At 38.8% G+C, this 14,334-nt stretch carries 13 protein-coding genes; all 13 read right to left on the reverse strand.

From position 1 onward, the window contains the following. Positions 1-11: 11 nt before the first annotated feature. The gene (gene rpsU / locus MHH87_RS11435) at positions 12-185 is read right to left on the reverse strand and encodes a 30S ribosomal protein S21 (protein WP_004227078.1); all 174 of its coding nucleotides are present in this window, start codon (positions 183-185) and stop codon (positions 12-14) included. Positions 186-298: 113 nt separating this feature from the next. Next, entirely contained in the window at positions 299-967 is a 669-nt protein-coding gene (gene deoC, locus MHH87_RS11440) for a deoxyribose-phosphate aldolase (RefSeq protein ID WP_340749433.1), read from the reverse strand. A gap of 114 nt (positions 968-1,081) precedes the next feature. Further along, positions 1,082-1,621, reverse strand: a complete 540-nt coding sequence (locus MHH87_RS11445) for a hypothetical protein (protein ID WP_340749434.1) — start codon at positions 1,619-1,621, stop codon at positions 1,082-1,084. A gap of 304 nt (positions 1,622-1,925) precedes the next feature. Further along, the gene (gene mtaB, locus MHH87_RS11450) at positions 1,926-3,260 is read right to left on the reverse strand and encodes a tRNA (N(6)-L-threonylcarbamoyladenosine(37)-C(2))-methylthiotransferase MtaB (protein WP_340749435.1); all 1,335 of its coding nucleotides are present in this window, start codon (positions 3,258-3,260) and stop codon (positions 1,926-1,928) included. A 16-nt stretch (positions 3,261-3,276) separates the two neighbouring features. Beyond that, positions 3,277-4,020, reverse strand: coding sequence for a 16S rRNA (uracil(1498)-N(3))-methyltransferase (locus tag MHH87_RS11455; RefSeq protein WP_340749436.1), 744 nt, complete (start codon positions 4,018-4,020; stop codon positions 3,277-3,279). Positions 4,021-4,142: 122 nt separating this feature from the next. Further along, a complete protein-coding gene (gene prmA, locus MHH87_RS11460) occupies positions 4,143-5,087 on the reverse strand; it encodes a 50S ribosomal protein L11 methyltransferase (protein ID WP_340749437.1) in 945 nt (314 codons plus the stop codon). A gap of 18 nt (positions 5,088-5,105) precedes the next feature. Beyond that, entirely contained in the window at positions 5,106-6,227 is a 1,122-nt protein-coding gene (gene dnaJ, locus MHH87_RS11465; RefSeq protein ID WP_340749438.1) for a molecular chaperone DnaJ, read from the reverse strand. Positions 6,228-6,460: 233 nt separating this feature from the next. Next, positions 6,461-8,302 (reverse strand): molecular chaperone DnaK, encoded by a 1,842-nt coding sequence (gene dnaK, locus MHH87_RS11470; RefSeq protein WP_340749439.1) that lies wholly within the window; start codon positions 8,300-8,302, stop codon positions 6,461-6,463. A gap of 51 nt (positions 8,303-8,353) precedes the next feature. After that, complete coding sequence (gene grpE / locus MHH87_RS11475; protein ID WP_340749440.1) at positions 8,354-8,908, reverse strand: nucleotide exchange factor GrpE; 555 nt, start codon at positions 8,906-8,908, stop codon at positions 8,354-8,356. Between the two features lie 12 nt (positions 8,909-8,920). After that, the gene (hrcA, locus tag MHH87_RS11480; RefSeq protein WP_340749441.1) at positions 8,921-9,955 is read right to left on the reverse strand and encodes a heat-inducible transcriptional repressor HrcA; all 1,035 of its coding nucleotides are present in this window, start codon (positions 9,953-9,955) and stop codon (positions 8,921-8,923) included. 89 nt (positions 9,956-10,044) lie between these two features. Continuing rightward, entirely contained in the window at positions 10,045-11,190 is a 1,146-nt protein-coding gene (hemW, locus tag MHH87_RS11485) for a radical SAM family heme chaperone HemW (protein WP_340749442.1), read from the reverse strand. A 221-nt stretch (positions 11,191-11,411) separates the two neighbouring features. Beyond that, positions 11,412-11,738: a geranylgeranyl pyrophosphate synthase gene (locus MHH87_RS11490; RefSeq protein WP_340749443.1), complete on the reverse strand. Its 327-nt coding sequence runs from the start codon at positions 11,736-11,738 to the stop codon at positions 11,412-11,414. A gap of 738 nt (positions 11,739-12,476) precedes the next feature. Continuing rightward, positions 12,477-14,303 (reverse strand): translation elongation factor 4, encoded by a 1,827-nt coding sequence (gene lepA, locus MHH87_RS11495; protein WP_340749444.1) that lies wholly within the window; start codon positions 14,301-14,303, stop codon positions 12,477-12,479. Positions 14,304-14,334 lie beyond the last annotated feature (31 nt).

Here is a 14,334-nt window from a genome sequence, read left to right on the forward strand (position 1 = left end):
GGGAAATTAAATTACCACTTACGTTTACGTGCAGCTTCTGATTTCTTTTTACGTTTAACGCTAGGTTTTTCGTAGAACTCGCGCTTTCTAACTTCTTGAATTGTACCACTTTTTGATACAGTACGTTTGAAGCGGCGAAGAGCATCTTCAAGCGATTCGTTTTTGCGAACGACAGTTTTTGACATCTCTCTTTCCCTCCCTCCGAACACACGTCAATACATAGCATTAACTCACTGTTAATGTGTACTAAAGAATTATATCGTAATGTTACGATACAGTCAATAGAAACTATACGAAATTAATAGTTTGATTCTGAAATTAATCCATTCATAATGGCAACACCTGATGAAGCACCAATTCGAGTTGCACCATTGGCAATCATTTTTTGCATATCTTCTAAGCTACGAACCCCACCAGATGCTTTTACACCCAAATCTGGACCAACTGTTTGACGCATTAACGCGATATCTTCCGCCGTTGCGCCACCAGTAGAAAATCCAGTTGAAGTTTTTACAAAATCAGCACCTGCTTCAACAGAAAGTTCGCAAGCTTTCACTTTTTCTTCTTCTGTTAACAGGCACGTTTCAATAATTACTTTTACTAAAGTACCATTTGCAGCATCTACAACTGCTTTAATGTCTTCCTGAACTAAGTCAAACTCACCGTTTTTAAGTGCACCGATGTTAATAACCATATCGATTTCACCCGCGCCATTCGCGATTGCATCTTTTGTTTCAAAAGCTTTTACCGCTGATGTAGAAGCACCTAATGGGAAACCAATAACTGTACATACTTTTACTTCAGTTCCACCTAATAGTTCTGCACTGTACTTTACCCAAGTCGGGTTTACACAAACCGATGCAAAAACGTACTTTTTTGCTTCTTCACAGATTGTAGCAATTTGTTCGCGTGTAGCGTCTGCTTTTAATAAAGTGTGGTCAATCATTGCATTATAATGTTGCGTCATGTTCATAGCTCCCTTTTGGAATTTATATAGGTTGTCCGTACGTCTTTATCATATCATTAAATTAGTCACTCATGAAGTGCCAGACAATTCTTTTAATTTTCGCTAATAATCTTTTTAAGGAACTATTTTTTCAGCAATAAACTCATTATTTGCCGTATCAAAATATTGTATTTTTACAGTTGGCTCCATCTTATTGACAATCTGATAGGCTAATGCATTTTTCAATAAAATCTCTTCCGTTAGTACAAAGTTTTCGTCATATAACATCTCTTTACTTCTTACATTAAAAATGAATTCCGAGAAATGGTTATTAAATTGTACGTTCGTCACTATAGCCTCCGCGTTCTCATCAGAAACAGCTTTTTCGAACTCATTGAACATGGCGACAGCATGTTGTGAAATTTCCTCTGCGCTTTGTTGCTGCATGATGATCGTAATCGAGCCATCTGTGTTATCAACTTTTTCAAAATCCCCCGCTTTCAATTCCAAATTTAGCGCCCCGTAATGATCCGCTACTTCACTAGGAATTTCTATCTCAATGACAGGACCAACTCCCGTTTCACCAAAAATATGACTAACGGCAATCTCCTCATTCGCACATCCTATCATTGCCACTAGTAACACGGGCAAGAAAATTCTTTTTACATACTTCATCTCATCACCTTCTATTCCGTTAATTTCTACTAAAAACTATCATTTCATTCATTCTTAGTTGGCTAAAAACGGTCGACAAATATGGTTTTTTTCTATGCATCTCTATATTGTACGTTGGCACCAATTTTCTTACGACTAGATAACTAATATTTTTGTGTATCTTTTACAATACTTAACTCTACCATCTTCTCCTTAATATCATTTTTATATAACACAATATGAACGAGTAACTATTTCAAATCAAAAAAGCTGAGCTGAAAGTGAAATTGTCCACTTTCAGCTCAGCTCTCTATTAACATGTTTATTATTTTACTTGTTCTTCTAATATACGAACAAATTGACCTTCATTGTATGGATAGCCCGCTTTTGTAATTTTTACTTTCACAAGCTTGCCTACCATATCTTCACTACCTTCAAATAATATTTTTAGGTAGTTCGTTGAGTAACCAACATAAAGGTTTTCGGTGCCGCCTTCATTGAAACGTTCTTCTGGAATGACTTCAAGTACTTCGTTTTCAAAACGTGACGCGTACTCTTTTGCTAATTGGTCATTTAATGCGATTAGGCGGTGGACACGGTCGTTTTTAATGTCTTCATCAATTTGATCGTCCATGCGTGCTGCTGGTGTGCCAGTACGTTTTGAGTACGGGAATACGTGTAGCTCCGAAAACTTGTGATCACGAATGAAGTTATATGTTTCCATGAACTCTTCCTCTGTTTCACCAGGGAATCCAACGATAACGTCCGATGTAACGGCTAAGTCAGGTAGGGCTTCCGAAAGTTTTTTAATACGATCAGAGAAGAAGTCCATTGTGTATTTACGACGCATACGTTTTAATACAGTATCCGACCCCGATTGAATCGGAATGTGTAAGTGATTTACGACGATATTTGATTCACGAATTACATCAATTACTTCATCAGATAACTGAGAAGCCTCGATTGAAGAAATACGTAAACGTTTAAGACCTGTTACTTGTGATTCAAGATCACGTAGTAATTGTGCCAAGTTATAATCTTTTAAGTCTTCCCCGTAACCACCTGTGTGGATACCTGTTAGGACGATTTCAAGATAGCCTGCATCAACAAGTTGCTGTGCTTGCTTCACTACTTCCTGTGGATCACGTGAGCGCATGAGTCCTCGCGCCCAAGGAATAATACAGAAAGTACAGAAGTTATTACAGCCTTCTTGAATTTTTAGTGATGCACGTGTACGGTCGGTAAACGCAGGAACGTCTAATTCCTCATACACACGGTTTTTCATAATGTTACGAACTGCGTTAATAGGTTGACGCTCTTCGCGGAATTCGTCGATATAACCGAGCATTTTTTCGCGGTCTTGCGTACCTACAACGATATCGACACCAGGAATCGCCATAATTTCTGCTGGTGATGTTTGTGCATAACAGCCTGTTACGCAAATAACCGCATCTGGATTTTGTCGAATGGCGCGACGGATTACTTGACGAGATTTTTTATCGCCGGTATTTGTTACGGTACATGTATTTACGACATAAACGTCCGCTTGATGTTCAAAGTCCGTACGGTCATATCCTTGCTCTTTAAATAGCTGCCAGATTGCTTCTGTTTCGTAATGATTTACTTTACAGCCTAATGTGTGAAAAGCCACAATTGACAAGGCTTGTACACCTCTTTCATTCAAATTCATAAGAAATGGCAGAGAGCGCATAAAGTGGCGCTGTTTCTGCACGTAAAATACGTGGTCCGAGTGACATAGTTTGCGCGCCGGCATCAATTAATGCTGCTGATTCCTTGCGCGAAATTCCGCCTTCAGGTCCAAAGATTAATAAAATAGATTCCGATTTCATATCATACACTTTTTTTAGCTTATCCGCAAACCTTGTGCGCACCTCTTGCTTCGCATCTTCCTCGTCTGCAATAAATACCGCATCATAATTTGGAATAATTTCTAAAAGTTTTTTGAATGCAATTGGATGCAAAATCGCCGGTACATGTGTACGGTGAGATTGCTCCGCTGCTTCCTGGGCAATTTTTTGCAGACGCTCTGTTTTCTTTTCACCTTTTTTATCATCCCATTTTACAATAGAGCGTTCAGCTGAAAACGGGATAAGTGCATGCATGCCAAGCTCGGTGCCCTTTTGTGTAATTAAGTCAAGCTTATCACCCTTCGGCAAACCACAAGCAATATCGACATTAATCGGCATTTCTGGTGACGGAATCGTTTCGCCAGTTTGACGAACTGTTACATTCTGGTCAATGTCTAGTATTTCACAAATATACGCTGTATCAATATGTACGGCGATGATTTTATCCCCTACTGCCATACGCATAACTTTACTCATATGACGTGCATTGTCACCTGTAATGACCGTTTCTCCAACCTCATTAAAAGGCTCCTGTACAAAATAACGTTGCATAAAAAAAGTACCTCCTTATTAGAAAGACACAACTCGCCCTAAATAGGGCGAGTTGATGTCCTTTATTATCCACTAAGAAAAACAACAGCTACTTGATAGCAGCTGTTGAATTTTTCATTTCATTACGCTAGTGGGCGACGTGCAATAATCGCTACCCAGTCTTCCATCATTAATACTTCTTCAATGATAAAACCTGAAGCTTCTAATGACGTTTTCACATCTTCTTTTTTCGCACCGATAATACCAGATGTTACGTACAGTCCGCCGGGTTTTACGATTGAAAATGCATCGTCAGTAAAGGTCATAATAATTTCAGCTAAAATATTTGCTACGACTACATCTGCCGGTTCCTTTACTGTATCCAGTAAGTTACCGTGGAATACTTCGACTTTGTCAGCAACTTTATTTAATGCAACATTTTCACGCGCAGAATTTACCGCGACTTCGTCTAAGTCAAGTGCGTGAACACTCTTTGCGCCTAGCATTGCAGCACCAATTGATAATACTCCGGAACCTGTACCTACATCGATTACTGTATTGCCTTGTTCGACTACTTTTTCAAGCGCTTGAAGACACATAACCGTCGTTGGATGTGTACCCGTACCGAATGCCATACCTGGATCTAATTCAATAATTAACTCATCTGTGCTAACTGGTGTGTAGTCTTCCCATGTTGGAACAATTGTAAAGCGCTCTGAGATTTTTACTGGGTGATAGTACTGTTTCCAAGCCGTTGCCCAGTCTTCTTCATTTACTTCACATACCGACAGGACATTGTCGCCAATATTAATATCGAAATTGACTAGATTAGCAATTGCAAGTCTGATTTCTTCAACAGTTTCAGCCAAAAAGCTTGTTGCCGATAAATATGCTTTTACATTGACGCCTTTTTTAGGGAAATCAGCTGGATTTAATGCGTAAATTTCACCAAAGCGATCGACTCTTTCTTTATCCAATTCCTTTGAATCTTCAATTACAACGCCGCTCGCACCAGCTTCATGTAAAATGTTTGTTACAGCATCAACGGCTTCGTGTGTTGTTAAAATCGATAATTCCGTCCATTTCACTTGCATTCCGCTCCCTTACTATTCACCTTTTAATTTTTTCTTAATTTTATCTAATAGTGAGCTTCCTTGTTCTTCAGGAATATCACCACTAATTTCTGCAAATTCACGTAGTAAGTGCTTTTGTTTTTCAGTAAGCTTCGTTGGAGTTGCAACGTTTACGATTACATATTGGTGCCCCATACCGTAGCCGTGTACGTTTTTTACACCTTTATCTTTTAGACGGAATTGTGCGCCTGATTGTGTACCCGCCGGAATTTTTAATTTCACTTTTCCGTGCACTGTCGGTACTTCAATTTCGTCCCCTAGTGCTGCTTGTGGGAAGGTTAATTTTAGCTCATACATAATATCGTCGCCGTCACGTTCGAAATACTCGTGCTTGCGAACATTAAATACTATGTATAGGTCACCTGCTGGGCCGCCGTTGATACCTGGCTCCCCTTGACCTGATACGCGTAATTGTTGCCCATCATCAACACCAGCTGGGATGTTAACTTTGATTTTCTTACGTTTTTGAACAGTTCCTGCACCGCGACAAGGTGTACATTTTTCAACGATAATTTTGCCTGCGCCACGACAGCTAGGACAAGATCGCTTATTCGTCATACGTCCAAACGGTGTATCCACAGCCTGGTTAATTTGTCCTGCACCGTTACATTGCGAACATGTTTGTGGGTTTGTTCCTGGTTTTGCACCAGAACCATTACATGTGTCGCATTTCTCGTCTTTCGGAATTTCAATCTCTGTTTCTTTTCCGAAAACGGCTTCTTCAAAACTAATGTTCATGCGGAATTGTAGGTCGTCCCCTTTACGAGGTGCATTTGGATCTTGACGGCGTCCACTGCCACCAAAGAACGAGCTGAAAATATCTTCGAAGCCGCCAAAACCACCACCGTTGAAGCCTCCTCCACCAAAGCCAGCATTTGGATCTTCGTGACCGAATTGATCATAGCGCGCACGCTTTTGGTCGTCGCTCAATACTTCATAAGCTTCCGCAACTTCTTTAAACTTTTCATCAGCACCATCTTCTTTATTTAAATCTGGGTGGAATTGTTTTGATAATTTACGGTACGCTTTTTTAATTTCATCTTTACTTGCACTTTTTGAAATGCCAAGTACCTCATAATAATCGCGCTTACTCATTGTTCACTCTCCGCTCTTTCTACATAACGTCTATTGTAACATGATAAAAAAATGATGTATGCCTAGCTTTTATACAAAATTATTTTTTTCGTCTATACAGTGAAAAAGTCAAAGCCGTCTATCCGGTCTTTGACTTTGGTCCGACAGGATGTCGGTCAGACAACAGTTGCCGCAGAACGCGGCAAACTTAGGTTGTCTTCCTTAATGCTATTTTTGTAAAAAATGGTAGTAGATTATTTAGTGTCCTTAACTTCTTCGAAATCTGCGTCTACGATACCGTCGTCTTTTTTTGCACCTGCACCATCGAAGTCAGCACCTTCAGCACCACCAGCTTGAGCAGCAGCTGCCGCTTGTTCGTATACTTTCATTACAAGTGGTTGAAGAACACCTTCTAATTTTTCTTTAGAAGCTTTAATTCCTTCTAATTCACCAGCTTCTAGAGCTGCTTTTAACTCGTCACGAGCGGCTTCTACTGATTTCTTTTCGTCTTCAGTAATTTGCTCACCTAAGTCTGTGATTGTCTTGTCTACTTGGAATACAAGTTGGTCTGCTTCGTTGCGAAGATCCGCTTCTTCTTTACGTTTAGCATCCGCTTCAGCGTTCGCTTCAGCATCTTTAACCATACGTTCTACTTCTTCATCAGTTAATCCAGAAGCAGATTGGATTACGATTGTTTGTTCTTTTTGTGTACCAAGGTCTTTCGCCTTAACAGATACGATACCATTTGCATCGATATCGAAAGTTACTTCGATTTGTGGAATACCACGTGGTGCTGGTGGGATATCTGATAATTGGAAGCGACCTAACGTTTTGTTGTCAGCTGCCATAGAACGCTCACCTTGTAATACGTGAATGTCTACTGCAGGTTGGTTGTCAGCTGCAGTTGAGAACACTTGAGATTTAGATGTTGGGATCGTTGTGTTACGATCGATTAATTTCGTCATAACGCCACCCATTGTTTCGATCCCAAGTGATAATGGAGTTACGTCAAGTAATAATACGCCTTGAACATCTCCAGAAAGTACGCCACCTTGTACAGCAGCACCCATTGCTACTACTTCGTCAGGATTTACACCTTTATGTGGTTCGTGACCTGTTGCTTGTTTAATCGCTTCTACTACTGCAGGAATACGAGTAGAACCACCAACTAAAATTACTTTATCTAATTCAGAAGCTGAAAGGCCCGCATCTGATAACGCTTGACGTGTTGGAGTGATCGTACGCTCTACTAAGTCACGAGTTAAATCGTCAAATTTTGCACGAGTTAATGATACTTCTAAGTGAAGTGGACCATCAGCTCCTGCTGTGATGAATGGCAGTGAAATTTGAGTAGTCGTAATACCTGATAAATCTTTTTTCGCTTTTTCAGCTGCATCTTTTAGACGTTGCATAGCCATTTTGTCTTTTGATAAGTCGATGCCGTTTTCTTTTTTGAATTCAGCCACTAAATATTCGATGATTTTATCGTCGAAGTCATCGCCACCAAGCTTATTGTCACCAGCAGTTGCTAGTACTTCGAATACGCCGTCAGCTAATTCAAGGATAGATACGTCGAACGTACCGCCACCAAGGTCGAATACTAAGATTTTTTGGTCAACGTCTTGTTGATCTAAACCATAAGCTAATGCTGCTGCAGTTGGTTCGTTGATAATACGCTCTACTTCAAGACCAGCGATTTTACCAGCGTCTTTTGTCGCTTGACGCTGTGCATCGTTAAAGTAAGCTGGTACTGTAATTACCGCTTTTGTTACTTTTTCGCCAAGGTAGTCTTCAGCATAGCCTTTTAAGTATTGTAGGATCATTGCTGAAATTTCTTGTGGTGTATATTCTTTATCATCTACAGTTACTTTTTCAGAAGTGCCCATTTTAGATTTGATAGACATAATTGTGTTTGGGTTTGTTACTGCTTGACGTTTTGCTACTTCCCCAACTTGTTTTTCACCATTTTTGAAAGCTACTACTGATGGAGATGTACGGTTACCTTCCGGATTTGGAATTACTTTTGGTTCGCCGCCTTCTAATACTGATACACATGAGTTTGTTGTACCTAAGTCAATACCGATAATTTTGCTCATCTTATTTTGCCTCCTAATATTTAAACACATAAAGTGTAAATAACCATTTTATTATTCGTTTACAGAAACCATTGCTGGACGTAATACGCGGTCTTTTAATTTATAACCCTTTTGAAGCTCGCGTAATACAGTGCCCGCTTCTTTTTCACTATCCTGTTCTTGCATAACAGCTTGGTGAATATTTGGATCAAAGGACATGCCCTCTGCAGGGATCACCTCAAGGCCTTCACGATTTGTTGCTTCAAGGAGTTGCTTGAAAACCATTTCAACCCCTTTATATAACGAAGCCGCTTCTTCAGACGCCACTTCAACTTGAAGTGCTCGGTCTAAATTATCAAGCACAGGTAATAGCTCCGTTAATAGGCTTTGTGCGCGGTACTTTTCCGCAGCTTCGCGGTCCAGCTTGCTACGACGTGCTAAATTATCATAATCTGCACGTAAGCGTAAGTAACGAGCTTCCTCGTCCGCTAGCTTTGCTTCAAGCTCCCCGATTTTTGCTTCGTTTTCATCAACAACAACTTCTACTTGCTCTGTTGCTGTTTCAACTTCTTCTACAGTTGCTGTTACTTCTTCCACTACTTCTTTGTTTTCTTTCACTTCAGACACTAGTAATCCTCCTCATAGTGAATCATTGCGACCCTTCATAAAGGCGTGTGTTAAGCCCCTGCGCATCACATCAAGAATTGTAACAACTCGTTGGTAATCCATGCGCGTTGGACCAATTATTGCAATTGATCCATGCTGCTCGTCACAGACTAAAAAAGATGCCGTAATAACGCTACAATTTTCCATTGCTAAATGGTTATTTTCCGAACCAATTCGAATTTGAATCCCTGAACTGTCTGGTTGGAAAATCGATTGCAATTGGCTCTCCTTGTCCATCAAATCCATCAGCATTCGGACTTTATTTAAATCGTGGAACTCGGGTTGGTTGAACATATTTGTTTTACCACCGTAGTATATTTTACCTTCTGATTGATTCGTTGCAACAGTTAATAATGATTGAATAACTGATTCAGCCGTACTAACATGTTGCCTCAGTAAGGCGAGCGCTTCACTTTCAAGCTTCAAATGAAACTCATGCAAGGAAACACCTGTTAGCCGGTCATTTAAAATATTTACCATTTTTTCAATGTCAGAAGGGCTAAAACCTGGTGGCAATGTTAATAGTCGATTTTCAACATGTCCATTGTCCGTCACGATTATTGCCACTGCGGTATGCTCCGTAAGTGGAACAATTTGAAACCTTTTCACCCGGTGTTTTTGTACATCGGGTCCAAGTAAAATTGTCGTGTACGTCGTCAGCTCCGATAAAATATTCGCAGATTCACGAATAATTTGCTCAGTCTCCACAATTTGTTTTTGGAAAATGGAATGGATTTGCTTGACTTCATTTGATGTTATAGTTTGAGGCTGTAATAAATGATCTACATAAAAACGATAACCTTTTTCGGACGGTACACGACCAGAAGATGTATGCGTTTTTTCTATAAAGCCTAGTTCCTCTAAATCAGCCATTTCATTACGAATAGTAGCAGAACTAAAGGTAATTTCTTCTTTTTTCGAAATTTGACGCGACCCTACTGGTTGAGCAGACGACACAAAATCATCTACTATTACTTGTAAAATTTGTAACTGCCGATTTGTTAACATCGTTATCACCTCTGTTAGCACTCGGTAAGAAGGAGTGCTAATACTATTATTAAATTAGCAAATCTCTAATTTTATGTCAATGGAATCGCTCAATCTTCTAATAAAAAATGTTGAAAAACTTCATTTCCGACAAATCGACCTTTTCGTGTAAGGCGAATTCCGACGTCATCTACTGAAATTAGCTTGGCCTTTTGTAACGTTTTTATAATTTCTCCGTATTTTTCATGCATCGTTTGACCAAACTTTATTTCAAACTCTACATGCGTCACACCCGCTGTTTTTCGTAAGCCTAAAAACATTTGCTCTTCTAATTTTTCCTGGTCCGTTACTTCATGTGTAAAAATGAGCGGACGTTCACCACTCATAATCGCATCAATATATTTTTTAATTGGACCATGGTTAGAGTAACGTACACCTTGTAAATAACCGTGTGCACCAGCGCCAAAACCCGCGTATTCATCATTATCCCAATAAATTTTATTATGTGTTGAAGCGTACCCTTCATGCGCAAAATTACTTATTTCGTATTGCCCCTTACCGTGAGCCGCCATCGTGTCCATTAATACGGCATACATATCTGCCTCTAAATCCTCTGTTGGCAAATGTAGCTTCCCCTTTGCATATTGGATGTAGAAAATTGTTTTTGGCTCAACGATTAATGAATACGCTGAGTAATGTGGCAAGCCTAGTGCTAGTGCCTTATCTAAAGTATCCTTCCATTGCTCCATCGTTTGTCCAGGCAAGCCGTACATCAAATCGACACTAATGTTTTCGAAGCCGACACGTTTCGCATTTTCGATTGTTTCATACACATGCTCATTTGAGTGTGTTCGGCCGATTTTTTGTAGCAGCCCCTGATCAAATGACTGGACGCCCATACTTAGACGGTTTACCCCGCCATTATAAAGTGCCTGTAACTTTTCAACTGTAAGCTCATCAGGGTTTGCTTCTGAGCTAAACTCTTTTAAGTTTGACATTGGAATATGTTTCGCAATATGCGCAAGTAATGTTGTAATTTGTTGTGGAGACAAGGAGGTTGGTGTGCCCCCACCTAAAAATATTGTTTCAATATTAGCAAATGCTTCTGGCATCAGAGCAACCGTTAGTTCGATTTCTCTACCAAGTGCCTCAATATATTCATCAACTGGCTGATTTTTAAAATACACTTTATTAAAATCACAGTAATTACAAATTTGATGACAAAAAGGAATGTGAATGTATACACCTCTAGCCATTAAAACCACTTCCTTTAAATAATTTAAACGCTTCTACGTCTATTACTTCCCTTATTGTAGCGTTTCTTTCGTAAAAAACAATTTTCTGCTATTTAAGAAATTAGAAAGACACAACTCGCCCAAAATAGGGCGAGTTGATGTCCTTACTTATGTGGTTAAGAAAGTTATACTTTCTTAACCACTAAAAAACCGTACTCTGCGTATGAGAGTACGGCAACATTTTATATTGAAAATACTGGTTCTTCTTTATTCAACATCATGACAAGATCGATAGCATTGAGCTCTGGTAACTTCGCCGAGAAACGTTTTGCCTCAACCGTTGAATTAAACGGAAATGCATCCAGCTCTTTTATTACTTCATATTTATCGTCTATTAAACGCATTAAATATAGTCGTACAGTTGGGCTGCATGTTTTTGATAAATCAAAGTTCTCACCCGCCATTAAAATACCGATATTTTCCGAATTTGGACTAATAATCGTATCAAGTGTATGTAGTTCGTCAAGAACAAACCACTCTGGCACATTGATTTCAATTTGCTTACTCATAAAATCCATCTCCCTAACTGAAGTATTTTTTGCTCCATCACATAGGATGTAATTACTTGCTCGCTATAGTGATTGTCATATCTATCAAGATGCTTTTACGTGTATTGCTTATTTAGTACTTGTTTCAAATTTAGGGAACAAATTTGTTTCTCTAAATCTAAATCCTAGATTCACTCGCCATAAACGGGCGATAAAACTCCAACACAATTGAAGTTTTACGTAACGTGCTAGGCACTAAAAATAACAAGCATGTGAAGCTTCATAGCTACTAACATCATTTGTTAATATTAACACCATTTTACTACAATCATAAAATTATTAAAAGAACCAATATTAAAAATATTTTTATTATTCAGATATTCAAAATAGGTATTTATACTATTTTTTACCATATAATTATAAACTTCTTTTGCTACACCATTTAAGCTAACAATAATGGTTTTTGTTATAAACTTATGAAAAATAGTAAAAATAAAATCTTATAATTATTGAATTATGTATACATATCACAAAAATATTACATCGCACCATAATATTTTTTTCTTAAACATCAATTTATTTTTAGCATTCCACACAAAAAACAACCCTTTTTTTACCAAAAACCATTTTATGTAGCATATAACGCTATGCTAAGATACGAATTTTTATGCAACGGAAAGATTTTTTATTCAATTTGACCAAAAAAAGAGGACGCCTGTAATAATTACATTACAAAGACGTACCTCTTTTAGGAAATCATTATTTAGAATCATCCATTTTCAGTACAGCCATGAACGCTTCTTGTGGTACTTCTACTGATCCGACTTGCTTCATACGTTTTTTACCTTCTTTTTGTTTATCAAGAAGTTTACGTTTACGTGAAATATCTCCACCGTAACATTTTGCAAGTACATTTTTACGCATTGCTTTGATTGTTGAACGGGCGACAATTTTTTGACCAACCGCTGCTTGAATTGGTACTTCGAATTGTTGACGCGGGATCAGCTCTTTTAATTTTTCTACGATTATTTTTCCACGCTCATATGCGAAGTCACGGTGAACGATGAAGCTTAGTGCATCTACTTGCTCAGCATTCAATAAAATATCCATTTTTACAAGCTTCGATGGTTTGTAGCCGATTAATTCGTAATCAAATGACGCATAACCTTTTGTATTTGATTTTAAATAATCAAAGAAATCATAAACGATTTCTGATAACGGCATTTCATACGTAATTTGTACTCGAGTTGTATCGATATACTCCATGCCCATGAAATTTCCGCGTTTTAATTGGCAAAGCTCCATTACAGCACCAACATAATCATTTGGTACCATAATTGTTGCTTTTACATAAGGCTCTTCAATGCGGTCGATTTTTTGTGGATCTGGCATCATTGATGGATTATCGACTTTCAGCACTGTGCCATCCGTCATGTTTACATCATAAATTACAGATGGTGCTGTTGTAATTAGGTCGATATTGAACTCTCGCTCGATACGTTCCTGGATAATTTCCATATGAAGAAGACCTAAAAATCCGCAACGGAAACCGAAACCTAACGCTTGAGATGTTTCTGGCTCGTATTGCAGTGCAGAGTCATTTAGCTCTAATTTTTCTAATGCATCACGAAGATCGTTATATCTTGCTGTATCAATTGGGTAAAGACCACAGTATACCATTGGATTTAAACGACGGTATCCTTCAAGTGGTGCCTCTGCAGGACGGTTAGCGAACGTTACTGTATCACCTACACGTGTATCACCCACATTTTTGATAGAAGCTGTTAAGTACCCAACATCTCCTACGGTTAATTCAGCTTGTGGTACTGATTTCGGCGTATGAACACCAACTTCAATAACTTCAAACTCAGCACCAGTAGCCATCATTCGAATTTTATCGCCTTGCTTCAGTGTACCATTCATAATTCGAATCGAAATAATAACCCCTTTATAGGCATCATAAACCGAGTCAAATATTAGTGCCTGTAGTGGCGCATCTGGGTCTCCAGTTGGTGCCGGTACTTTTTCTACGATTTGCTCTAAAATATCTTCAATTCCAATTCCAGCTTTTGCAGAAGCGAGTACTGCTTCAGAAGCATCAAGACCAATTACATCTTCAACTTCTTGACGTACACGCTCTGGATCCGCTGCTGGTAAATCGATTTTATTTATAACAGGTAAAATCTCTAATTCATTATCAAGCGCTAAGTATACGTTTGCTAACGTTTGTGCTTCAATACCTTGTGCCGCATCTACTACTAAAATAGCACCTTCACATGCAGCTAATGAACGCGAAACTTCATACGTGAAATCGACGTGTCCTGGCGTGTCAATTAAGTGGAAAGTATATACTTCACCGTTTTTTGCTGTGTACTTCAACTGTACAGCATTTAATTTAATTGTAATGCCGCGCTCACGCTCTAAATCCATAGAATCAAGTAATTGCGCCTTCATTTCACGTTGTGTGATTGATTTTGTTTTCTCTAAAATACGGTCAGCTAACGTCGACTTCCCGTGGTCAATATGTGCGATAATAGAGAAATTTCGAATGTTCTCTTGTCGTTTTAAACGTTCTTCTCGGTTCATGTATTCGTCCACTCCTATATCAATTACGCCT

Source organism: Solibacillus sp. FSL H8-0538 (genome assembly GCF_038003525.1).
Classification (GTDB): domain Bacteria; phylum Bacillota; class Bacilli; order Bacillales_A; family Planococcaceae; genus JBBOPI01.

Coding starts and splice junctions, on each gene's coding strand:
- hemW (WP_340749442.1), bottom strand. CDS start 11,190: ATGGCTAGAGGTGTATACATTCACATTCCTTTTTGTCATCAAATTTGT.
- dnaJ (WP_340749438.1), bottom strand. CDS start 6,227: ATGAGTAAGCGCGATTATTATGAGGTACTTGGCATTTCAAAAAGTGCA.
- MHH87_RS11490 (WP_340749443.1), bottom strand. CDS start 11,738: ATGAGTAAGCAAATTGAAATCAATGTGCCAGAGTGGTTTGTTCTTGAC.
- dnaK (WP_340749439.1), bottom strand. CDS start 8,302: ATGAGCAAAATTATCGGTATTGACTTAGGTACAACAAACTCATGTGTA.
- MHH87_RS11445 (WP_340749434.1), bottom strand. CDS start 1,621: ATGAAGTATGTAAAAAGAATTTTCTTGCCCGTGTTACTAGTGGCAATG.
- lepA (WP_340749444.1), bottom strand. CDS start 14,303: ATGAACCGAGAAGAACGTTTAAAACGACAAGAGAACATTCGAAATTTC.
- rpsU (WP_004227078.1), bottom strand. CDS start 185: ATGTCAAAAACTGTCGTTCGCAAAAACGAATCGCTTGAAGATGCTCTT.
- deoC (WP_340749433.1), bottom strand. CDS start 967: ATGACGCAACATTATAATGCAATGATTGACCACACTTTATTAAAAGCA.
- hrcA (WP_340749441.1), bottom strand. CDS start 9,955: ATGTTAACAAATCGGCAGTTACAAATTTTACAAGTAATAGTAGATGAT.
- MHH87_RS11455 (WP_340749436.1), bottom strand. CDS start 4,020: ATGCAACGTTATTTTGTACAGGAGCCTTTTAATGAGGTTGGAGAAACG.